This is a genomic window from Ruegeria sp. CE8 (genome assembly GCF_056537465.1).
Genome location: NZ_JBQFRP010000020.1, coordinates 1 through 21,445 on the forward strand (window position 1 = coordinate 1; position 21,445 = coordinate 21,445).

16 protein-coding genes and 3 pseudogenes are annotated in these 21,445 nt (G+C 54.4%); 9 read left to right on the forward strand and 10 right to left on the reverse strand.

Translation table 11 applies throughout. The features are described 5' to 3' along the window. From ACR0AA_RS22280 to ACR0AA_RS22295, 4 genes and pseudogenes are all read right to left on the reverse strand, one after another. Positions 1-319, reverse strand: a pseudogene (locus ACR0AA_RS22280) (transposase); the annotation flags it as partial. Between the two features lie 246 nt (positions 320-565). Then, positions 566-1,120: a TadE/TadG family type IV pilus assembly protein gene (locus ACR0AA_RS22285; RefSeq protein ID WP_480666401.1), complete on the reverse strand. Its 555-nt coding sequence runs from the start codon at positions 1,118-1,120 to the stop codon at positions 566-568. A gap of 4 nt (positions 1,121-1,124) precedes the next feature. Beyond that, positions 1,125-1,646 (reverse strand): TadE/TadG family type IV pilus assembly protein, encoded by a 522-nt coding sequence (locus ACR0AA_RS22290; protein WP_480757506.1) that lies wholly within the window; start codon positions 1,644-1,646, stop codon positions 1,125-1,127. A gap of 8 nt (positions 1,647-1,654) precedes the next feature. Beyond that, positions 1,655-3,313 carry a TadE/TadG family type IV pilus assembly protein gene (locus ACR0AA_RS22295; protein ID WP_480757509.1) on the reverse strand — a complete coding sequence of 553 codons (1,659 nt, stop codon included), beginning with the start codon at positions 3,311-3,313 and terminating at the stop codon, positions 1,655-1,657. 536 nt (positions 3,314-3,849) lie between these two features. Here ACR0AA_RS22295 and ACR0AA_RS22300 point away from each other — a divergent pair. Beyond that, positions 3,850-4,594 (forward strand): annotated as a pseudogene (locus ACR0AA_RS22300) (IS5 family transposase). 101 nt (positions 4,595-4,695) lie between these two features. Beyond that, positions 4,696-5,460, forward strand: a complete 765-nt coding sequence (locus ACR0AA_RS22305) for a PP2C family protein-serine/threonine phosphatase (RefSeq protein WP_480757513.1) — start codon at positions 4,696-4,698, stop codon at positions 5,458-5,460. 297 nt (positions 5,461-5,757) lie between these two features. Here the strand turns inward: ACR0AA_RS22305 and ACR0AA_RS22310 are convergent, their stop codons facing one another. From ACR0AA_RS22310 to ACR0AA_RS22335, 6 genes and pseudogenes are all read right to left on the reverse strand, one after another. Further along, positions 5,758-9,264: a WD40 repeat domain-containing protein gene (locus tag ACR0AA_RS22310; RefSeq protein ID WP_480757572.1), complete on the reverse strand. Its 3,507-nt coding sequence runs from the start codon at positions 9,262-9,264 to the stop codon at positions 5,758-5,760. Positions 9,265-9,489: 225 nt separating this feature from the next. Next, positions 9,490-10,176 (reverse strand): annotated as a pseudogene (locus ACR0AA_RS22315) (serine/threonine-protein kinase); the annotation flags it as partial. A 15-nt stretch (positions 10,177-10,191) separates the two neighbouring features. Then, entirely contained in the window at positions 10,192-10,653 is a 462-nt protein-coding gene (locus tag ACR0AA_RS22320) for a hypothetical protein (protein ID WP_480666090.1), read from the reverse strand. Between the two features lie 112 nt (positions 10,654-10,765). Continuing rightward, entirely contained in the window at positions 10,766-11,656 is an 891-nt protein-coding gene (locus ACR0AA_RS22325; RefSeq protein WP_480666091.1) for an FHA domain-containing protein, read from the reverse strand. Positions 11,657-11,927: 271 nt separating this feature from the next. Further along, positions 11,928-13,295, reverse strand: coding sequence for a sensor histidine kinase (locus ACR0AA_RS22330; protein ID WP_480757516.1), 1,368 nt, complete (start codon positions 13,293-13,295; stop codon positions 11,928-11,930). Continuing rightward, complete coding sequence (locus ACR0AA_RS22335; RefSeq protein ID WP_480666093.1) at positions 13,292-13,960, reverse strand: response regulator transcription factor; 669 nt, start codon at positions 13,958-13,960, stop codon at positions 13,292-13,294. The genes ACR0AA_RS22330 and ACR0AA_RS22335 overlap by 4 nt, the downstream gene beginning before the upstream one ends. A 139-nt stretch (positions 13,961-14,099) precedes the next feature. On the opposite strand from ACR0AA_RS22335, the gene ACR0AA_RS22340 reads away from it, so the two are divergent. From ACR0AA_RS22340 to ACR0AA_RS22370, 7 genes are all read left to right on the forward strand, one after another. Then, entirely contained in the window at positions 14,100-15,188 is a 1,089-nt protein-coding gene (locus tag ACR0AA_RS22340; protein ID WP_480666094.1) for a tricarboxylate transporter, read from the forward strand. Between the two features lie 76 nt (positions 15,189-15,264). Beyond that, on the forward strand, positions 15,265-17,295 hold the full coding sequence (locus ACR0AA_RS22345; protein WP_480757522.1) for a tripartite tricarboxylate transporter permease: 2,031 nt from the start codon (positions 15,265-15,267) through the stop codon (positions 17,293-17,295). Beyond that, on the forward strand, positions 17,292-18,359 hold the full coding sequence (locus tag ACR0AA_RS22350; RefSeq protein ID WP_480757524.1) for an isocitrate/isopropylmalate dehydrogenase family protein: 1,068 nt from the start codon (positions 17,292-17,294) through the stop codon (positions 18,357-18,359). Before ACR0AA_RS22345 ends, ACR0AA_RS22350 begins: the two co-directional genes overlap by 4 nt. Further along, positions 18,356-19,444: a 4-oxalomesaconate tautomerase gene (locus tag ACR0AA_RS22355; RefSeq protein WP_480666097.1), complete on the forward strand. Its 1,089-nt coding sequence runs from the start codon at positions 18,356-18,358 to the stop codon at positions 19,442-19,444. Before ACR0AA_RS22350 ends, ACR0AA_RS22355 begins: the two co-directional genes overlap by 4 nt. A 51-nt stretch (positions 19,445-19,495) precedes the next feature. Then, positions 19,496-19,732, forward strand: a complete 237-nt coding sequence (locus ACR0AA_RS22360; protein ID WP_480666098.1) for a hypothetical protein — start codon at positions 19,496-19,498, stop codon at positions 19,730-19,732. Next, entirely contained in the window at positions 19,729-20,709 is a 981-nt protein-coding gene (locus tag ACR0AA_RS22365; protein WP_480666099.1) for a D-2-hydroxyacid dehydrogenase family protein, read from the forward strand. Before ACR0AA_RS22360 ends, ACR0AA_RS22365 begins: the two co-directional genes overlap by 4 nt. A gap of 171 nt (positions 20,710-20,880) precedes the next feature. Then, positions 20,881-21,300: a hypothetical protein gene (locus tag ACR0AA_RS22370; RefSeq protein ID WP_480666100.1), complete on the forward strand. Its 420-nt coding sequence runs from the start codon at positions 20,881-20,883 to the stop codon at positions 21,298-21,300. Positions 21,301-21,445 lie beyond the last annotated feature (145 nt).

Below are 21,445 nucleotides of genomic sequence, written 5' to 3' on the forward strand. Positions count from 1 at the left end.
AGATGACGGTTGCTGCGAGCGCGATGGCAGAAAGGAATACTTTGGGACAGCGGTCATAGCGGGTTGCGACGCGTCTCCAGTCCTTGAGTCTGCCGAACATAATCTCGATACGGTTGCGGCGTTTGTACCTACGCTTATCGTACTTGACCGGGGTCTTGCGTTGCTTACGGCCGGGGATGCTGGCGCGTATCGCTTTGTCTTTCATGGCATCTCGGAACCAGTCGGCGTCATGGCCACGATCCCCAAGCAGCCAGTCAGCCTTTAGCAAGCTGCTGAGAAACGCCCGAGCGCCGATCTAGTCGCTTACTTGCCCAGCGGTGCGATGCGTGGCAAGCGAGCCATTGGTGGCGGACGGCGACAGATTAGACACGTCGTGTTCCAAGCCGCTCTCGTCGCAAGCCACCAAAATCCGGTACTCAAGATCTTCGCAGATAGTTTGCGGGACGCAGGAAAGCCACACAAGGTCATCGTCACAGCAGTCGCTAGAAAGCTCGTCACAATCGTGAACGCACTCCTCAAATCTCAGCAAAACTGGTCGACTCAGACCGCCTGAGAAATACGGTTGCTAGACGTTCCCTTTGATATTGTTTGCAAAGCGCGGTCGGGTAAAAATGAAGTTTTCAAGTTCGATATTGCCCAAGCCTACGCGAAAGAGGGGGACAAACGTGTTGGACGTCTCGACCAAGATGAGCGTGTTTTGATCCGACATCGGGGGCAAAGCATCTTTAATTAGTGCAACATCAGCGAGGGTCAGTTTTTCGGTAAATCCACCGCGATTTGCAGACCATTCCACCGAGTGGCTGTTGGTGTCTTCATGGTATTTAACTAGCGAAACTCGGATTTTCAGATCGGCCTGATTGACCACCATCAATCTGAACATTTCTTCCATCGAGTCGATATAGGCGTCGTTAATTACCCGGACTTCGCGAGAAATCACGTCACCAATTGTGTGCGCTGCTTTGATGTTCGAGGCACTCTGCCTGTAGGCCTCGAAATACGTATATCCCGCCATGATCGTCCAAAAAAGCATTGGAGTAATGAGGACGGCCTCAAGGGATACTGAGCCGTCTTCCCCTGCTCGGAAGTGTTTCGGGCGGCGTGTTAGAAGTCGCTTGATCATGATACTAACTTGGCTCCTGCACGAAGACAGTTGTAGCGGTAAGGGCGTACTGGCCCTCTTCGTTGACCAGTGCTTTCGCCATTGCGGACGTTGGAAAAAGGGGGTTGATCTTGGCGCAGGCCCGCAGAACCATCAACTCGTTCTCAAGGCCGTTGTGGAAGGCCCGCACCGGGCGTACCACTTCGGAGAGATCAGTGCAGTCAGGGACAGTTGGCACCGTTATGGCGTCAAAAGGATCCTGGCGGATCATTTCCAACTGCACGCTGGTTTCGCAATTGCTGATAAAACTGGCGCGGCTGCAAATGAGAGCCTTGATGTCGTCGTGTTGTGGATCGATGCCGGTGTTCAGTCGTATGTCGCGTACTGTCAGGTCGACGGCACGCTCTAGCTGCGCGTGTTGCAGTGTTACTAAACCAAGCTCTAACCCCGAAAGAACCAAAAAAAAGATGGCGGGGAATACGATAGCGAACTCGACGGTCACATTTCCGTCTTCTTGGCGGCGGAGCTTATCCAGAGCGGAAATCATTCTACGCATCATTGTGTCAACCTCAACATACGGACAGAGGACGCGATCGATGTGAAGGCATCTGTGAGGTCAGGGGCCGACGCATCATAATAGTGACTGGCGGAACTTGCACAATTTTCCAGTACCTTTTGGCCATTCGCCGGAGCGTTGACGCTGACACTAAATACAATCACCCCCTGATCCTTGGCGGCCTTGCATACGTGTTTGGTGCGCTGGTCCTTAGCGACCGCGTTTTTCTTGCTGAACGCACTGGCTTCCCATTGGCCATAGGCACTTGGTGACTGGGTGAAGATGTTGTTTTCAATGTGTTCCAACGACACAAGGTTCAGCAGTTCAACGTAGGACAATTGTACTGCTGTGCCGGGTTCGTCTTCATTCACGCATTCTGTTTTACTGCCTTTGGTTGTGCACTGAGAATTTCCTTCGCCGTAGGCGTGATCTTGCCAGCTATTATCGTGCGGCCACCAGAACATAGGGGAGCCATTCGACTGAAAGACCGAGAAGCGATCCGCGTCCTCGTTGTACCATATATCCGACATGGTGGTGCGCATCGACGGATTGAGCATGTGCTGGTCAGTATTGTCTCCGTCGGAAACGAGAATCAGAACCTTTAGGACGTTGCTGTTGTAAGGTAGAGGGCGGTCGTCGAATGTTTCCGGTACGATACCGTCACCACCTTTGGCTACGGGGGTGGCAAGTTTCTCGATGACCGGCTGTGTACCGGGATCCAGCAGGATAAGGCCCCAATTCGCGCCATTGTCCAGGCCCGAGTCCTCGTCAACAATCGGATTGGCGAGCTTAGTGAGGCCGTCGACGTAGTTATGAAGCACTGTTTCATTGTTTTGGAACGGCAGGATCGCCGATCCGGGGCGGATTGGGCAGACAGGATGCTGAATCGGCTCTTTTGTCTCGGTGTAAGGGTCGAAATGAGCCGTTTGTTCCAGCACTCTGGTCAGAGAAAGCTCAGGCTGGCTAAATTCGTTGTCGATAAAGTTGACACAGTGTGAGTGGTGGTGAAAGCGGTCGAGATTGTAGTATTTCAGCAAATCCGCACCAGCGTTCACCTGGCTGGAATAAGGGATCAGTGAGAATGAAACCTCGTTGCTCCAAGTCCCGTTTTTTGTTCCAATCTTTGTAATGATGCTTTTCGTAGCAGCTTGCAGTGCTGGCAGGTCAATCGAGGTCGAGACGTCCGTGACAATTGAGATTTCGGCCAAGCCGACGCTTTCTTCGGCAGTGCTTGCCGCAGGGGCGCTCAGTGTATCAACGCCGGAAAGATGCATGAATTGGGTCGGGAATTCGGAAATGGCTGTCGCCGACACCTCACGATAACCAGCGCTGTTGACCACATCGATGCGGGTCACATGTTCCAGAAGGCCCGCCTTTTCCAAGTACGAACGAACGATGGATTTGGGTTCTGCCTTTTGATCAAGGTCTGCCGCAGCCAGAACAGCCCGGTCCAACGTGTACTGCAAGTCCGAACGTTCCTTTTCAAAGCGCATGTAATCTATGCCGATGCCCACAAAGGCGACGATGCACAAAAACATAAAGAGGCCGAAAATGGTAAGAGCACCACTCTCGTCACGGGCAAAATGTCGAGCATCTTTCTGCGCAGGAATTGAAGGGGAAGCGCAAGTGCTTACTGATCTCTTGAAATCCATGGGCATGAGTTATCCTCTCTTGGCCGAGGGAACCGGCCACAGGAATGTTCTTAGGGAATAAACACCTACAAACGCAGGAAGTGCGATTTCGGAACCTCTTAACCGTAACAAATTTCGGCAACTTTCTGACCCGTAAAAAAGGCCAGCGGCGAGTTGCAACCTTCACCAAAAAGCGTGTGGTTCAAAAATGGTCAAAATGTGGCAGCTCTCCGGTTATTTGGGGTGGTTATTTTTTACCGAAAATAATAATGAATTAATTTTCGGTTAAAGTATGCAAATGGTGGCTTTAAAACCATTGATTATTAAATAATCATCTGCTCTCGGCAGGCAAAGGAGAGAGCTGAGACCGCCGTTAATCAAAGCTAAAATCATGATAGGTAAATCGAAAAATGGCTTTATAAAACCTAAATAGAAAGAAATATTGGATTTGCTCGCCCAATATTGCAGCACTTTCTTTTACTTACCATTATTCCTTATTAGCGTCGTGACCCATTGGTTTCCGTTTTGCGGCGTGATTCACGGTTCAAAAACGAGCGGTGAACATGTCTGATCTCTTCTGGCTTGCGGATGCGCAAATGGCGCGTCTGGAGCCCTTCTTCCCGAAGCCCCACGGCAAGCCGCGCGTCGATGACAGGCGTGTGGTGAGCGGGATTATCTTCATTAATCGCAATGGTTTGCGGTGGCGGGATGCCCCTGCTGCCCATGGACCGCACAAGACGCTGTACCATCGATGGAAACGGTGGAGCGACAAGGGCATCTTCGCGCGAATGATGGCTGGCCTGGCCGTCGGGCACGGCGAACAGAAGACTGTGATGATCGACGCGACCTGTCTGAAGGCTCACCGGACAGCGACCAGCATGGGCGTCAAAAAGGGGGGCGTGGACGCCTGATTGGCCGAACCAAGGGCGGCATGAACACCAAACTGCACGCCATCTGCGACAGTCAGGGACGCACGCTGAACCTGTTTATAACCGCCGACTACATCGGTGCTCGGGCTCTGTTCAGCGGCATACCGATGTCGATTGGCTACTCGGAGATCGCGGATACGATGCAGATTGGTTCCGAGAAGCGTTACAAGACAAAGGGATACGCGCTTGTATCCCCGGCCGGAAGCAGCGCAAGACAACGGTGAAGTACGACAAGCGCCGATACAAAAGCCGCAACCGGATCGAGATCATGTTTGGCAGGCTCAAGGATTGGCGCCGTGTGGCAACCCGGTACGACAGGTGCCCGAAGGTCTTCCTCGCAGCAATCGCCCTCGCAGCTCTCGTCATTTATTGGCTATGAGTCCTGACCCTAATATACAATCGGGTTTACCATCGCCCTCTAATTATGGTCCTATTTCTCAAAAGCCGCATAACTGTAATTTGAATTCGGTTGAGACAAGTATGAAGATTTCAGGATCGGCCATTACAAATACCGGAAGCGCTCGCCTTTCAAATCAGGATTGCATCCTGGCGGGATCCTGGAAAGAGCAGCGATCAATGACCGTGCCCTACCGGTTTGATTTTTCTGAGCTTACCGGTCAACCGGTCTTGGTTGCTGATGGTTTGGGAGGCCATCGTGCTGGAGAGTATGCGAGTGAAACGGTTGCAAATACATTTCTTTCAATGAAATCGGCGCCAAAGAGTTCAATCGAACTTGCAGAATTCTTAAGAAGTGCAAATCGAACCTTGTACGACGTGTCAGTGGGAAACTCACTATTGGAGGGGATGGGTACGACCGTTGCTGGCGTTGTTTGCCTTTCTCAAAAGCTGATTTGGTTCAATGTGGGGGATAGTAAAGTCTTTCGTTTTCGCAATGGTTTTTTGCACCAGTTGAGTGTTGATGACCTTGTCTCAGAGACATCCCTATCGGGTCTGATGAAACCTGCGTTGTCTCAATCCCTTGGCGGGACACCCAATTTCCATGACATCGATCCCCATACAGATATCGAGCAAGCGAAGATCGGCTCGAAATACTTAATATGCAGTGACGGCCTGACGGACGTAGTTCCGCTTCCATACATCGAGCGGGCTATGTCTCAATCGAACGAAATCGCCGTTGGACGACTGCTCGACGCTACACTGGCGCAGGGAGCACCCGACAATGTTTCCATCATAGTGATATCTGTGGAAAACAGCACTCTTCAAAAACACGAGCGCGCGCGATAACAGAATTCGCAAATATACCATGCGCTGAAGCTCTATTGGGCATTTAAGTCGTCCCCAGACTTGGCCCAGCGGGATCACCTCTTGTTGCGCAAACAGTCAATTATACCCAGACCGGCATAGCCTCTAACGCCAACTTGAATAACAAGCGGAGTGAATAAAGATCTTCTTAGTGACTATGTACCAGCTTGTCGAAGTAAGGAATGTAGTCGCAGAACTCAGTTTTCTTCCGCACAAATAAGGAAACAAGACCCGATACAGTTTTCGCAGCTCAAAAGCTGCTGCACTAGCCAATCCTGACTACTCATGGACGGTATCACAACTGGTCGCCGGCTTTTGACTACCCAAGTATTGTATTCGTCTCTCTCTGTCGAAAGTCGGCTTGCCCAAAGAGCAAGCGATCTCCAAACTCAATCTGTCCCACACTCGGGTCACGCCCTCTTCGCTTGTGGTGGCAAAGGATTGACCATCGGGTGATAGTGCAATTCTCCAACTTGGGGCTGTGTGCACTTTCTGAACAGGCATGAGCCTTCGGTTGACTGCCACGTCCCACCAATGCAACTCTCCTGATCTGTCGACTGCGACCAATGTCGCTTCATCCGCCAAAAAGGCAATATCCGTCGCACCGCCCTTGTGCCCGCCGTATGCCGCCAGTTCTTCGCCGCTTTCCAGATCCCAGACTTTTACCACCTCGTCGCTTGACGCTGACGCAACTTTTGAATTGTCAGTTGAAAACGCAACACTCCACAGCGTGTTGTCGTCAGCGTTTATCACTTTTTCCAACTCATTTTGCAGGATACTCCAAATATAGATCTTTCCCGTGGAGGAAGCTGCGGCAAGTCTGGACTCGTCCGGAGATATGGTTACTCGGTTTATGGCCGTTTCGGGCAATCCAATTGTTTTTGCGACACTTGTGTCTGCTGCATCAATTCTATGAACCCCGTTCCCTGTGGCCGCAAAAAACAACGATGTGGCGGTTGGAGAAATGTTCCAGACCGGCGTCTGCCCCAAATTGAACTCTTCTGTTAGCTGCAAGGAAATTGGGTCCCAAATCCGGATGTTGCCGTCCCGATCACCAGTGACAAGGTGCCGACCATCTTGCGAGAACGCCACCGCCCAAACCTGATTTCGATGCCCCCTTAACAACATGGGTTTCATTGTCGATCCCACATCCCAAATCCACACATTGCCTTCGCTATCGCCTACCGCGATCTTGTTTCCATCTGGGCTATACGCAATGCCAAGAGCCTTATTTCCATCTTCAAAGATCAATGTACTGTCGCGGCTTGTTTCATAAACGATCTGCCAAATACGAACTTGCTGGTCCCGACCAAGTGTCGCCAGGATGGGAGCGTGCGTGGCAGTTTCGATGTCCACGATGCTCTGGCTATGCGCTTGAACTTCGTCGCCGATCGGAAACATGTTTGAATCTTCCATTATCAGCGTTCCGTTCGCCGTGGCCCCTACAAGTACGTTTTTGGGACCGGAAAACGCTGCGGCTACAACAGCTTCAGCATGGGTAAAGCGATCAACGACTGGGCCACCTGACGGAAATCCGATCGTCGTGACCTTTCCATTCGTATGGGAGACTGCAAAGAGACTGCCATCGCTGCTGAAAGAAAGGTGGTCAGGATCCGGACCAAGCGGACCACCCGGTATTGGGGGAAAGGCAGGACGCGCATCAATGTCTACCCATCCGTATATGGATCCGTCGACATTTCCAGCCACCAAACCTTCCAGAACCGGGGAAAAAGCGACCCGTTTAAAGCCGAGTTGCCGTTCCGCCAGAGGTGGACCTATTTGCATCCCGTTAGAAACGTCCCAAAGACGTACAGTGCCGTCTCCGGTGGCAGAAGCGGCACGCCTGCTAACTGAATCGAACGCCACGCCGAACGCGACGTCGTCACCGGAGAACAGTGTTGTGACCAGACCAATTCGAGAAGGACCAACATCCCACAAACGGACATCCCCGTCAGTTGCAGCCGACAAAAGGAGGTTTCCGTTCGGTGAGAATGCCAGGTCTCGAATACCCCCCGAGTGTCCTTCCAACTCAGCCAAAACACCTTGATCCGAATTGGTACTGTGGATCACAATGCGGCCATCTCGCAATCCGACGGCCACGCGTTGCCCTGCGGCATCAAGATCCATGGTTTGGGCGTCCCCGACCGACAGAGGACTTCCCAGCGGAATGAGGCCTGGTTCATTCAATTTCTGGCGCGCCATAAGCATTGCGGAACGTGCTTCCGAAGTGGAGGCGGCTGAATTGGCGCGTGCGATGGCCTCTGTGCTGAGGGAAAGGGCAAGCAACGGGTCCGAATGAGATAGGCCATTTGCGGCCGCTCCTAACGCACGCGCAAACCGCTCGTTGGCTTCCGCAGTGGCCTCCACTGCAATTTTACGGTTGCTTTCAGCAAGGTTAGAGGCACGAATAGCCATTATGGAAGCACCCGTCGCCCCAATGGTCAGAACCGCCAGCGCAGCAGCAGCGATTTGAAAGTAGAGGCGTCGCAGTCGTTTGCGCCGATTAGATGCCGCCAGAGCTGCCTCGCGCGCTTCGCGCGCCTGCCCGAGGAACTCTCGTTCAAGCTTTCCTAACTCATTTTCATTTTCAAGCGACCACTCCTCCGCGGCCAATAGCCTTGTTCCCCGATATAACAAGTCAGGTTCGCGACCATCGTTTTCCCACTCGGCGGCATCATGCTGAATACGTTGACGCATTCGCAGGTCGTCCCGGCTATCCTCGATCCAAGAGTTCAATCTTGGCCACGTACGCAACAGGGCTTCATGCGCGATTTGCACGGTGTTCTCATCCACCGACAAAAGGCGAGCGTCTGTCAGAGCTTCAACAACTTTCCGCGTTGTTTCTGGTTCGGAATCTTGTTCGACCTCATCTATCGGAAGCAACCTGCGTGTATCTGGCGTTCCCTCTCCGGGGGTTACCAATCGCAAAAACAATCTCTGCGTGGCATTTTTCTGATCATCGTCAAAAGTGTTGGAAAAAAGCGTCTCTGCTGTTTGGCTTATTGCACCCGTTACACCGCCTGCCTCTCGGTAGCCGTCCAGGGACATGGTTGCACCCTTACGTCGGATATAGGTTTCGTAAAGCGAATGCGCCACGAGAGGTAACGAGCCAGCCTCTTTGCCCGCCTCATCAACAATTGCATCTATCAGAGACCGGTCCATATGCAGCCCGGCCGCGCGCGCCGGCTCACTTATCGCGCGGCGAAGTTCCGCGCGGGTCATCGGCCCAACCATCAATTGGTTTTCAGATATCCTGTCCGCAAGCCAGGGAATTTCCGCGCAGGAGGCGTAAAAATCGGCACGAATTGTGATTACAATTCGAACTCGGCTATCTGCAGGGTCGGTCATTGCAGATAATGCTTCGATGAACTTGTTTCTGCGCTCTTGCGTGACCAGCGTAAAAAGTTCTTCGAACTGGTCTATGCAGATAAGCAGTTCGCCTTCATTAGCTGTCGCAAGTCGGCGCGCTGCGCTGGGATATGCGATGAAATCATTCAGTGAGACCTGAGCAGTAAGATGTGAGTTGTCCCCGATGAGTTGGAAATACAAATCCGTCATCGGATCCCGACCGGGGGTAAAAACACAAACACGCCAGTTTTCGCTACCCGGTATTGCGTTTGCAGCCACTGATGGGAGTAAACCAGCGCGAAGGACTGATGACTTGCCGCTGCCGGAAGAGCCCCCCAAAACCAGCATTCGGCTTTGTTGAAGCCTGTTTACAAGTTCTTCGACCAGATCTTCCCTGCCAAAAAAATAACTGGCGTCTTCTGACTGAAAAGCCGCCAACCCTTTGTAGGGACATTCCACCTGACCCTCTGAAATTTGCGTTACAGCTTCGGACGCGGCTTCTCGTCGATCCCGGTCCAGAGCATCATTCATCGCATTGCGCCAGGATAGCATTTCCTGAAACCGTGCCTCAGGGTCCAGCGCCATTCCATGCTCGATGCAATCGCGCCACATCTCTGGCAACCCAGTCAGGTTCTCAGATATGCGGTGAAAAGGTGGTGGGGCCCGGCCTGTCAATACGTGCCACATAAGGGCCGTTGCTGAGTAAATGTCGGTCATTGGAGACACAGGTTCTCCGTTTTCAACCTGTTCCGGCGCTTGATACAGCGGTGTTCCGGCCATCATAGTCGCGCCTGTCACGCCAATCGCCATGTCTTTTGCGATTCCCAAGTCGGCCAAAAACACTCTTTCATCCGGCTCGACCAACGCAGTGAAAGTGCTTGCGTTTTCATTGTCTTTCGGGCGCTTGATGCGTTGCAAAAGCACGTTTGCCGGCTTGACGTCACGATGCACGACGTTTGCTTCATGAACCGCCGTCAATCCATCGGCAAGCGCGTCTATCAGGATGCCCACACCATCACGCTGAGCTAACAGCGCTGGCTCCAAACGCTTCAGACGTTCCGCCAAAGTACCCCGATCCGCATAGTCCATGACAAAGTAGGGCCGCCCATCCTCCAGCCGTCCTACATCGTGAACGGACACGACACGCGGAGATCGAATACGCCTCAGCAAACGCGCTTCTTCCAGGAAGTGGGTAATGACCTTGTCATTGGTGGCCAGATTTGCGTGCAGAATTTTTAGCGTAACAGGGACTTCCAGTTCTTCATCCCTGGCCAAGACGACGGCCGCAAAGCCGCCGCTAGCAATTTCCCTTTCTACGGCATAACGGCCTATAAAAGCGGGGAAACTCATGGCCCATCCCTTACCTCAGAGATGCTCTTGCACGTCCACGCAATGATACTTGGTCGCGTCCAGAATATTGTGATCTCTGTCCGCCGCGGTAACGCACATTGTTGTGGCCCCCTCTCGTGCGGAGGTTGAGGCAGCTTCCTTGGTCTCATAGGTGGGGTAATCGTCGTGTCGGTGCCATCGGCCTTGCTCGACATTAAACTCACTCTGAGCGTTCCTGCCGACTTGCTCTACGGCGTAGCTCTCCCCCCACCAAGCGTGCAGGTGGTTCTTGGAGACGTCTGGTTCAAAGTTCGCTTCGTAGGTGATCGTAAGTTCGTCACCATTTTTTTCGACCGACACGATGCGGACTTCGCATCCATCCACCGGGCAGGCGTTTGGCATATCTGATTGTGCCATCGCTTCCACACCGAACAGAAATGCGGTTGCTCCAAGGATCAAACCAGCGCGACACAATTGGTTCAAATAAATAAACTGCATGCTTCCCTCCTGAGCTTTTTGAATTCAGCACTGCAGGATAATCCTAGCACGAAATGCAAATATCTTTCTGAGACTTTCGCCACAGAACTCAGAAGTCTGACTTTGGAAACAGCTATCGACGCACGACTTCAAATTCGAGAGGCCGGGCATCAGCGTGTTGAGTAGGGAGAGACAGCGATATCAAACCCCCGCCTGCAAGCATGACCGCTTCTCGTTTTAGCTGAATTTCTCTTTCGTTTTCAAACTTTACGTATGTCCCAGATGAGCTTCGATCTGTCAGCATGAGTTTGCCGTTTTTCATGTTCAGCACTGCGTGCAACCGCGAAACCCATGGCTGAGGCATAACTACGTCGCATCGTTTTGATCTTCCGATCCTAATTTCATCACCTTCTCTGCAACGCCATGACCTGTCGTCATGATAGAGGACAAGTGCAAAGCTGCCGCTCTGGGTTCCTTGACTGAGACTGCGATCAATCAGTGTCGGTGTATGCACAACTGTACTGAGTCCGTCCGTGGGTGGTCGCATTGAGTAAACTTTTACAGGATCGCTCACACCTTTCAGGTGAAGCGGACCAATCGGAGTGAGCAGCTGCTTTAGGTCTGGGTTTAAGTCACGGGCGACGCACTCACTGACGCAAGCCTCGCTTGGATTTGCAGCCGCAGCCAGTCTGGCAGTCAGATTAACAGTTTCACCGAAAATCCCGTTCTCCGCGAAAACGATTGGACCATGATGCACTCCTGCATGAACGGACAACAAAGTGCCGTGCGGCTTGTTTATCATCTCCAATGCCGCCTTAACTGCAGAGTCCTGATCAAGAAAATAGCATAAGACGTCGTCGCCTTTTTGCCCTACAGGAATACCTCCAAGGGAAATTGCAGCTTTTCTGAGACGGTTAATCTCGAACTGTATGAGCTTTTGCGCCTGATCATCCCCCATTGCCGCATAGAATGGAGTGCTATCCGAGATATCTGCTATTATCGTGGTAGCGAGCTTTGATTTCACAGTGACGTTCGCGGTTTGGTTTCGAAACAACATACCTTACGGCATTGAATTCCCAGAATAGGTTAAATGAGCTGAACTTCACAAATCAACCAGCTGAAACGGTGGCCACAAACTGCCAAGCAGTTTTGATCACGGGCGCCCGGGGCGGAGGTCGCCACAATTGGTATCTCCAGAGCAACTTTTCTTTAGGTAGAAAGCGTGCGTTAGCTGCACTTGCATAGAAGCTCTGAGGGCAAAGTCGTTATTCTGTATTGCGCAGGGCAATCATGACCTACTGAATCACTGGCAGCTCAAGCGTAAGACTCGCACCTTTTTCGACTTGGTTGATTGAGACGTGACCTCCGTGGCGTTGTGCAACAGCGGAGACGATTGACAACCCCAACCCACTTCCTTCGGACGGTTCCAGTTGAGAAAATCGTCCGAACGCTGTTTCGCTGTGCTCTGGGGAAAGCCCCTTACCGTCATCCGTCACCGTCAAAGTGACGCTGGCATCCTTTGGCAAAACTGTAACCGAAACACAGCTCAGTTCTTTTCCACCATGCTTCAGCGAATTGTCGAGAAGGTTTTTGATTGCCTCGCTTAGGAAACGCTTGTCCCCGGAAACGGGAACTTTCGCATTCGGCATCGTGACCTCAAACTCGATACCATTTGCAAGGAAGTGAACGCCAATTTCAGTGCAGGCTTCCTCGACGACTTCACGAAAGTCGAACTCTTCAATCTGGTCCAGATGCGTTGGATGGCGTAGACGTTCAAGCGAGAGCAATTGTTCCGCCACGGCCGCAGAACCCTTTGCCGCGATCACCAATTCAGCAATGCGTTTGTCCCTGTCACCGTCAGATTTTGCATCCCGAAGGGCTTCGGCCATAGACTGTACGGCGGCAGCCGGATTGCGGAGTTGATGTGCAGCTTCGGATATAAACGTCTGGTGCGCGTTTATGCTGCGTTCCACTTGCCGGAATAGCCGATTAAGGGTTTTGACAATTCCTTGCGCCTCTGAAGGTACAGGCCGCCTGATTTCGCTCAGATCGTCGGGAGAGCGGAGATCGATCGCATCCTGCAAATCCAGCAGCGGCCTCAGACCGCGTTCCACCCCGAACCAGACGACAACTGCGAGTGTGGCCAGCAAGATGCCCATTAGGATGGCAGCGCGGATCGATAGTTGGTTAGCAAATGCATTACGGTCGGCCATGCGCTGCCAAACTGTGACGGTTGCGTCCCCTTCAAGGTTTTCGATGATCACCCGTTCCGTCATCTTGAGCACGCGAACCTGCTCGTTGCGATAAACAGCTTGGAAGAAGTGCGGCGTAAACGGGTCTTGTTGGTCCAGGCCTGCCAGAGCTGGGGGATAGGCATATCCGGTCACATAAATGCCACCAGGGCCGGTGACATGATAGAAGATTTCGCCCCCAGATGCCTCACGGATCATGTTTCGCGTCGACGGTAACAATGCATCACCGCCCGAGATGGCGACATCGCGGGAAATCGCGAGACCCGCAGACAACAGGCTGTCGTCAAAAAGCTCCTGCGCTGTCTTCTGGGCTACCGTGAAACGCCACAGCCCAAGTAGCACCGCAAGAAAAACGAGTGGCGTCAGGATCAGAACAAACAGCCTGAGCCGAAGCGAACTAAGGTGGATCACGTGTCCACCTCAAGGAGATATCCAAGGCCCCGGGCTGTTTTGATCCTGATGCCCAAATCCTGAAGTCTCTTGCGCAGTCGTGACACATGAGGTTCGACGGCTGAATCCTCGACATCGGCTCCCACGCCGTAGACGTAGTCGGTCAGCTGACTTTTGGGGACGATCCTGCCGCGCCGTTCCAGCAGGCATTCCAGCACCGCCAACTCCCGTCGCGGGACGTCAAGCACCTGTCCATTTGCGCTGACTTGCCGGGCGGTACGGTCAAACTCCAAGTCGCCGATGGTTTCGCGCGATCCATAATCCAGTTGCTTGCGGCGCGACAGGGCACGGATGCGGGCCTCTAGCTCGTCCATCTCGAAGGGCTTCACCAGATAGTCGTCGGCACCCATGTCCAGACCCGACACGCGATCACTGGTTTCACTGCGCGCGGTCAGCAGGATGACGGGTGCGCTGTCCCCCCTGTTGCGCAGCGACCGCAAAATCTCGAGCCCTGATCGGCCAGGCAGGTTGATATCCAGAACGATCAGGTCCGCGCCTTCCTGCTCAAGATACAGATCGGCGGCGTCGCCATCTGTCAGCACATCTGCGGCATGGCCCCGATCGCGCAGCCGATAGGCAATAGCGTTGGCAAGGGGCTCATTATCCTCGACGATGACGATCCGCATCTGATCTCCTGCAAGTTTCACGCAAGGTTGACGCTCCATGATTGCCAGATGGGAGGGGGAATCAACCCCACAGTTCTATTTGCAATCACTGTGGCGTGAGACGCGCTGACGTGGTTGTCTGGTCAACAGGGAGGAACCAATGGCCATTTCCAACTTCACCCGTCGCGCCGTCGTGGGGCTGATCGCCGCCGCCGGTATCGCCGCACCTGCCGCAGCTGAGGTCGATTTCTCGGGCAAGACCATCGAATGGGTTATCCCGTTCTCAGAAACGGGTGGCTCAGCCAAATGGGCCAATTTCTTTGCGCCACTCCTGTCCGAAGCACTGCCGGGTCAGCCGACCGTGGTCGTGAAATTCATGCCGGGCGCAGGTTCGACCAAAGGCGCCAACTGGTTCCAGGAGCAAAGCCATGATGATGGCACGCTGCTGTTCGGCACATCAGGTTCGACCCAGTTCCCGTATCTGCTGAGCGATCCGCGTGTTCGCTATGAATACAATGACTGGATCCCGGTCATGGCGTCGGGAACCGGTGGTGTCGCCTATTTGAACGCCGAGGACGGAGCAAAGTTTGATGGGTCGGCAAATGCACTGAAAGACACCAACTTCATCTACGGGTCGCAGGGTGCAACGCGTCTTGACCTTGTACCGCTGCTGGCGTGGCAGATGCTGGGCATGAACGTCGAGCCGGTTTTTGGCATCAAAGGTCGTGGCGACGGTCGTTTGATGTTCGAGCGCGGTGAGGCCAACATCGATTATCAGACCTCCTCGGGTTACTTGGGCGGGTCGGCCCCGCTGGTAGAGGCCGGTCAGGCCGTGCCGATGATGACATGGGGTGCTCTGGATGCAGATGGCAACATCGTGCGCGATCCAACTTTCCCCGATATCCCAACCTTCAAAGAGGTCTGTGAGGCCACCGACGGTTGTGAAACCAGCGGTGAGGCTTGGGATGCTTGGAAAGCGTTCTTTGTCGCAGGTTTCCCGGTTCAGAAGCTGGCCTTCCTGCCCGGTGACACGCCACAAGAGGTCGTCGATGCCTACACCGCAGCGTTCCAAGCTGTAACAGAGCGTGGTGACTTTGCAGACATTTCTTCCAAACGAGTAGGCAAGTATCCGGTGTTCGTCGGCGACGGCTCAAAAGCTGCGCTGCAAACAGCGACCAATGTAGATGACAATGCCAAACAATATGTCCTGAACTGGCTGAAAGAAGCCTATGGCGTCGAGCTGAACTAAGCCGACACGTTGTCGCGCGCCCAACGAAGGGCGCGCGCTTTTCTGCACACAAGACAATTTATGAAAGGCGGCCGCTATGGAGGTTTTCGCCACAGCTGTTCCTGCGCTCAGTGACGCGTGGGGTCTGATCCTGCAACCCATCGTTCTGGGATATCTTATTCTCGGCGTCGTCATGGGTTTGGCCGTTGGTGTCTTTCCGGGACTTGGCGGCATCGCCGGGCTGTCCCTTCTGCTGCCTTTCATGTTTGGCATGGACCCCATCCTTGGACTGGCGCTGATGATCGGGATGGTCGCCGTTGTTCCGACCTCTGACACCTTCGCCTCGGTGCTGATGGGGATCCCCGGTAGCTCTGCCTCGCAGGCGACCGTGCTGGATGGCTTCCCGATGGCGAAAAAGGGTGAAGCCGCGCGGGCGTTGTCGGCCGCCTTTGCGTCATCCCTGTTTGGCGGTTTGGTCGGAGCAACCTTTCTGACAATGTTCATTCTTGCCGCGCGACCGATCGTTCTGGCCTTTGGCCTGCCCGAGATGTTGATGATCACCATCCTCGGTCTTTCGATGGTTGCCATCCTCGCCGGACGCATCCCGCTGAAGGGCGTTGCAGCCGCTGGGCTGGGCCTGATGGTCGGTACGATTGGCGAGGCGGACGCTGGCGGGTCGCTGCGTATGGCGACCTATGACATTCCCTATCTGACGGACGGCCTGAAGCTGGTTATCGTTGGCTTGGGCATCTTTGCGGTGCCCGAAATCGTCTCGCTGCTGCGGCAGGACCGGTCGATTGCCAAGGGCGCCTCGCTGGGTGCCGGGTGGCTGGACGGAGTCAAAGACTGGTTCGCTAATATCTGGCTGTCGGTCCGTTGTTCGATCATTGGCGTGGTTGTTGGCGTCATTCCTGGTCTCGGAGGGTCGGTGGTCGACTGGATCGCCTACGGTCATTCGGTTCAATCCACCAAGGACAAAAGCAACTTTGGCAAGGGCGAAGTGCGCGGGGTTATCGGACCGGAAAGCTCGAACAACGCCAAAGAGGGTGGGGGACTAGTGCCAACGCTGCTGTTCGGCATCCCCGGCTCTGGCTCGATGGCGATTTTCATCGGTGCTGTGGCTCTGTTGGGGTCTGGCGACATTGAGGTCGGGCCAAGCATGCTCAAAGACAACCTCGACATCACTTATTCTATTGTCTGGCTGCTGGCGCTTGCCAACGTCGTGGGGACCATCCTGTGTATCGCGGCCTCGGGCGGCATCGCCAAGCTGACCACGATCCGCTTCACCTATCTGGCGCCGTTCCTGTTCATGCTGATCAGCTTTGCGGCCTTCCAGTCTGGTCAGAATTTCGAAGACCTTCTGGCCCTGTTCGTCATTGGCCTGATTGGCATCTTCCTGCGCCGTTTCGACTGGTCGCGCCCTGCCTTCCTGATTGGGTTCGTTCTGTCCAACCCGGTTGAAAAGTTTACCAACCAGGCGTTTCAGATCGCCTCTTTCCGTTTCCGCAAGAGCTTTGGCGAAGGGATGGAGTATGTCTTCAGCCCCATCGTGATCGTCCTGATCGTGGTCACCGTAGTTTCGGTCATTCTGGGCATTCGGCAGGCCAAGATGATCATGGCTGAGGGTGAGGTCCAATCCGGCAGCAAGCGTGCGCCGTTGGTCTTCCTGCTGGTGATCATGGCCTACCTGATCGTGGCATTGGTCAACGCCAACATGATCCCCGACTACAACATGACCGACAAGATCATCCCATTGGTGATCGGCAGTGTGTCTTTGTTCTGCTGCGTAATCCTGTTGATCCAGATGATGCGACGCCCTGAGGGGGATGCGATTTTTGCCGACAAGGAAATTGCCGGTGAAGATGCGAGCGCTCCGCATGGGCTTTGGTCGACGCTGGCGTGGTTTGCGGGTTTGATCGCGGCCACATGGGTTGTGGGCTTCATTCTCGCCCTGATCGGATTCCTGATCGCCTTCTTCCGCATTCGGGCCGGGTCAAGCTGGCAGATGACCCTGATCCTAACAGCCTGCGGTATCGGCTTCATGTGCGTCATGGCGGGTGCTCTAAACCGGGATTTCCCACCGGGTCTGCTTCAGGACATGGTCAGCCTGCCGTGGCCGCTGAAATGAGCGATACATTGACCCTACTGTGCCTCGATGGGGATGGCATCGGGCCGGAAATCATGACCGCAACGCTGGCGGTTCTGCAAGCCGCCAGTCCAGCTCTGAATCGAGAGGTCAGGATCGAGCGGAAGATGATTGGCTTTGCAGCGTTGGAGGCCGAAGGGTCGACAATTCCGCAGGCTGTCGTCGAAGCCGCTAAGGCCGTTGACGGGGTCATATTGGGGCCGGTTTCCCACAACAGCTATCCGCCGGTTGATCAGGGCGGGCGCAATCCCTCGGGCGTTCTGCGTAAGGAGCTGGAGCTTTTTGCCAATCATCGCCCGGCCAGAACGTGGCCGGGGTTGGATGCACCGTCCCGCAAAGCCTTCGATTTGATCGTGATGCGCGAAAACCTCGAAGGGTTCTACGCCGACCGCAACATGTTCGCCGGTGGCGGTGAGTTCATGCCGGAACCCGATGTGGCGCTGGCTTTCAGGAAGGTCACGCGCTCGGCCAGCATGGATATCGCACGAGCTGGGTTTGAACTGGCCGCGTCGCGCCCCTCCAAGCATGTGACTGTCATTCACAAGGCGAACGTCATGCGCATGACGGATGGCTTGTTCCTCGATTGCACCAGGGTCATGGCCGACGAATTCGCCGATGTCACCTACGACGAAATGCTCGTAGATGCTGCGGCGGCTCATCTGGTTCGCGACCCTTCCCGGTTCGACGTCCTGATCACAACCAACATGTTCGGCGATATTTTGAGTGATCTCGCCTCGGAACTGGCTGGGGGTCTGGGGCTTGCCGGGTCCTTGAATTTCGGTGTCCGCCACGCAGTGGCACAAGCACAGCACGGCTCTGCCCCGGACATCGCCGGGAAAGACATGGCTAATCCGGTCTCGCTGATTTTGTCCACTGAAATGCTGCTGCGACATCTCGGGGAAATCGCTGCAGCCGATCTGATCCGCGCATCCGTGTGCACAGCATTGGCATTGCCCGAAACGCGAACGCGCGATCTTCACGGTGCGCTGGGCACCAGCGAGTTCACCGAAGTTCTCACAAAACTTGTCGAGGAGACTGCGAGATGAGCCAAACCGCAATCCCATATTTTTTTATGCGAGGTGGCACCTCGCGTGGACCCTATTTCCGAAGATCGGACCTTCCTGAGGATCTGGATACGCTGGCCGAGGTCTTGATCGCTGCTGTAGGTGCCGGTCACGCGCTGAATATCGACGGGATTGGTGGCGGCGCGGCGGTCACAACCAAGGTGGCAATGCTGTCGGTCAGCGACGATGAATGGGCAGACATCGACTATTTCTTTGCCCAGGTCTCGGTTGAGGAAAAGCTGGTGGATTTCAAGCCGACCTGCGGGAACATCCTGTCTGGCGTCGGCCCTGCGGCAATCGAAATGGGTATGATTAAGCCGAAAGATGATCAGACCGTGATCCGTATTCGTGCCGTTAACACCGGGGCACAAGTGGTCGCCAAAGTGCAAACCCCGGGCGGTGAACTGACCTATGACGGTGACGCTGAAATTGCCGGTGTTCCGGGACACTCAGCACCGGTGCAATTGAGTTTCATGGGGGTCGTCGGCTCCTCTACCGGTGCCTTTCTGCCCACGGGAAGTCTGCGCACCACAGTTCAGGGGATTGAGTTGACCTGCATGGACGTCGCAATGCCCATGGCCATTGCCCGCGCCACAGATTTTGGCCTGACGGGGTATGAAACTGCTGAAGAGTTGGATGCAAATCGAAAGTTCTTTGATCGGATGGAGTCTATTCGGATCGAAGCCGGCCAATTGATGGGAATGGGGGATGTATCGCAGTCAGTAACGCCGAAATTTGGGTTATTTGCCCCGTCCAAAGATGGTGGCACCATTGCCGTCCGGTACTTCATGCCGTGGAAGACGCATCCAACGATGGCAGTTACGGGGGCGCAGTGCATGGCGTCGTGCGCGCTGACGCCGGGAACTGTGGCAGACGGACTGCTTGAGCGCGCGACTGCCAGTCCTGCAGAGGTCATACTCGAACACGCCTCAGGAAAAATCGGTGTATTGGTTGATTTTTCGAACGAAGATGGGTTTTCACTTGGCGCCGCTGGGTTGGTACGTACGGCTCGCAAACTGGCCGATGGCCATATTTTCGTGCCCCAAAGCGTGTGGGATGGGAGTTGATCGGGCGCACTCAAATTGGTATACTATGGTATACTGAATGGAGTTTTCGCCATGGATGACTACACGGAATGCCTCGACATTGCCCTACAGGAACTCAAGCTGGCGCAAGCGGCACTGCGGCGAGATATGGGGGAATACCCGACACCGATTGCTGGGTGCGACGAGCAGTTCAACCACTTGCTTGATCAAAGCGAACGTGTTCGCAACGCGTTGGCGGCACTTGAAGCTCCAAGTTTTATTCCAACGCCAAGAAATCTCACCGCCGGGCGGAGTATTGAAAGCAGATGAAGGTTCACATCCTGGATGATTGGTTCGACACGCTGCGCGGTTTACCTTGCTTTGCCAAGCTTGCTGAACACGACGTGACGGTCTGGACAGATCATATTGAAGACACCGAAGAGTTGGCTTCGAGATTACGGGATGCCAAGGCAGTTGTCCTGTTTCGTGAGCGCACCAAAGTAACGCGTGAGTTGCTCGAGAAGTTGCCCAATCTTAAACTGATCAGCCAACGTAGCGTTTATCCTCACGTCGACGTACAGGCTTGTACGGATCAAAACGTTTTGCTCTGCTCGAACATGCACGGGGGAACTCCCTCGTATGCCGCAGCCGAGCTGACTTGGGCACTGATCATGGCCGGAATGCGCGATTTGCCGTCGCAAATGGCATCGGTCAAGGCAGGACGGTGGCAGGCTGGAGTCGGCAAGACTCTGCGAGGTCGTCAACTGGGGCTTTATGGCTACGGCCGCATCGCGCGCGCCGTTGCAGACTATGCCAAGGCTTTCGGGGTGAATGTGGTTTGGTGGGCCTCGGATGAGGGGCGGAAGCGAGCACTCGCGGATGGCGAACGGATTGCGCCCAGCCGCGAGGCGTTCTTCGCCGAAAGTGATGTCGTCTCGATTCATGTGCGTTTGAAGCCGGGCACGCGTGGAATCATCACGGCGTCTGATTTCGCACGAATGCAGCCGGGTGCACTGTTTGTGAACACATCCCGTGCAGGGCTTATCGTGCCGGGGGCATTGCTCGATGCGCTCAAAAATGGTTATCCCGGAAAGGCGGCGATTGACGTGTTCGACACCGAGCCGCTGACCGATCCGAACGATCCGTTGCTGTCACATCCGAACCTGATCGCCACCCCGCACATTGGTTTTGTGACCGAGGACGAGTTCGACCTGCAATTCGCCGATATCTTTGATCAAGTGAATGCTTATGCAGAGGGCGCACCAATCCATATGATCAACCCTGACGCTTGGTCAAATGCACCATAAGACTGCCCTCAACCAAGGTGCCCCGCGCTGCCAGCCGATCCAGATGTTGAGTGTTTACTGTTATCGAGCCGTCGCCAAATACGGCGAGACCCTTAAACCTTAATTTCACTGCGTCGATACAAGCCTACGGAAAATAGATGGTTGGAGGCAAATGGACTGCCGAGAAAGGTTGTGATCGAAAAAAGTGAAGCCAACATCTCTTCGTATTACGGCTATCAACAGAATGCTCAAGGGCTATGGCTGTCTAAAACCGAGGGTCGAGACGTGAGGGCGACAAACTATGCTACTGCCAAAGCTTTGGTGATGAAAACCATGGCCAGATCGCAGACTATATCATTGGGGACGCGGTTGATGCGCACCAAGGGCCAGCTCCGCGAGGTCACTGCCATTGCACGCAAACTGGCCGTTTTGCTACACCGCAAATGGGCGGATGACAGCAAGTTCGGTAAATGCAGCCGAAAGTGCCCGCTGCGCCGCCAAGCGCATCTCACTGCGAGGTTTTCCACAACAAATCCGGGCATGCGTGCAGCGATCGCCGATCCGGTATCACCCAGACCGCGAAGAGAGCATGATCCGGATGAGCGACAATGATCCCCTGCAATAAGGGAAAACGAGCTTGACCTACACGCCCCACTAGGGAACCAGAGATGTCCGGTTCGCGCAACGGGCGGGAATACGACCTTAGTTGCGCTTAAGCTCAAGTCTGTTCTGCGGGCTTCTAGTCCGCCGCCGCAAC

Excerpts from the sequence above, each read along its gene's own strand:
- ACR0AA_RS22285 (WP_480666401.1), bottom strand. The coding sequence starts at position 1,120 with ATGATCAAGCGACTTCTAACACGCCGCCCGAAACACTTCCGAGCAGGG.
- ACR0AA_RS22290 (WP_480757506.1), bottom strand. The coding sequence starts at position 1,646 with ATGATTTCCGCTCTGGATAAGCTCCGCCGCCAAGAAGACGGAAATGTG.
- ACR0AA_RS22295 (WP_480757509.1), bottom strand. The coding sequence starts at position 3,313 with ATGCCCATGGATTTCAAGAGATCAGTAAGCACTTGCGCTTCCCCTTCA.
- ACR0AA_RS22305 (WP_480757513.1), top strand. The coding sequence starts at position 4,696 with ATGAAGATTTCAGGATCGGCCATTACAAATACCGGAAGCGCTCGCCTT.
- ACR0AA_RS22320 (WP_480666090.1), bottom strand. The coding sequence starts at position 10,653 with ATGCAGTTTATTTATTTGAACCAATTGTGTCGCGCTGGTTTGATCCTT.
- ACR0AA_RS22335 (WP_480666093.1), bottom strand. The coding sequence starts at position 13,960 with ATGCGGATCGTCATCGTCGAGGATAATGAGCCCCTTGCCAACGCTATT.
- ACR0AA_RS22340 (WP_480666094.1), top strand. The coding sequence starts at position 14,100 with ATGGCCATTTCCAACTTCACCCGTCGCGCCGTCGTGGGGCTGATCGCC.
- ACR0AA_RS22345 (WP_480757522.1), top strand. The coding sequence starts at position 15,265 with ATGGAGGTTTTCGCCACAGCTGTTCCTGCGCTCAGTGACGCGTGGGGT.
- ACR0AA_RS22350 (WP_480757524.1), top strand. The coding sequence starts at position 17,292 with ATGAGCGATACATTGACCCTACTGTGCCTCGATGGGGATGGCATCGGG.
- ACR0AA_RS22355 (WP_480666097.1), top strand. The coding sequence starts at position 18,356 with ATGAGCCAAACCGCAATCCCATATTTTTTTATGCGAGGTGGCACCTCG.
- ACR0AA_RS22360 (WP_480666098.1), top strand. The coding sequence starts at position 19,496 with ATGGATGACTACACGGAATGCCTCGACATTGCCCTACAGGAACTCAAG.
- ACR0AA_RS22365 (WP_480666099.1), top strand. The coding sequence starts at position 19,729 with ATGAAGGTTCACATCCTGGATGATTGGTTCGACACGCTGCGCGGTTTA.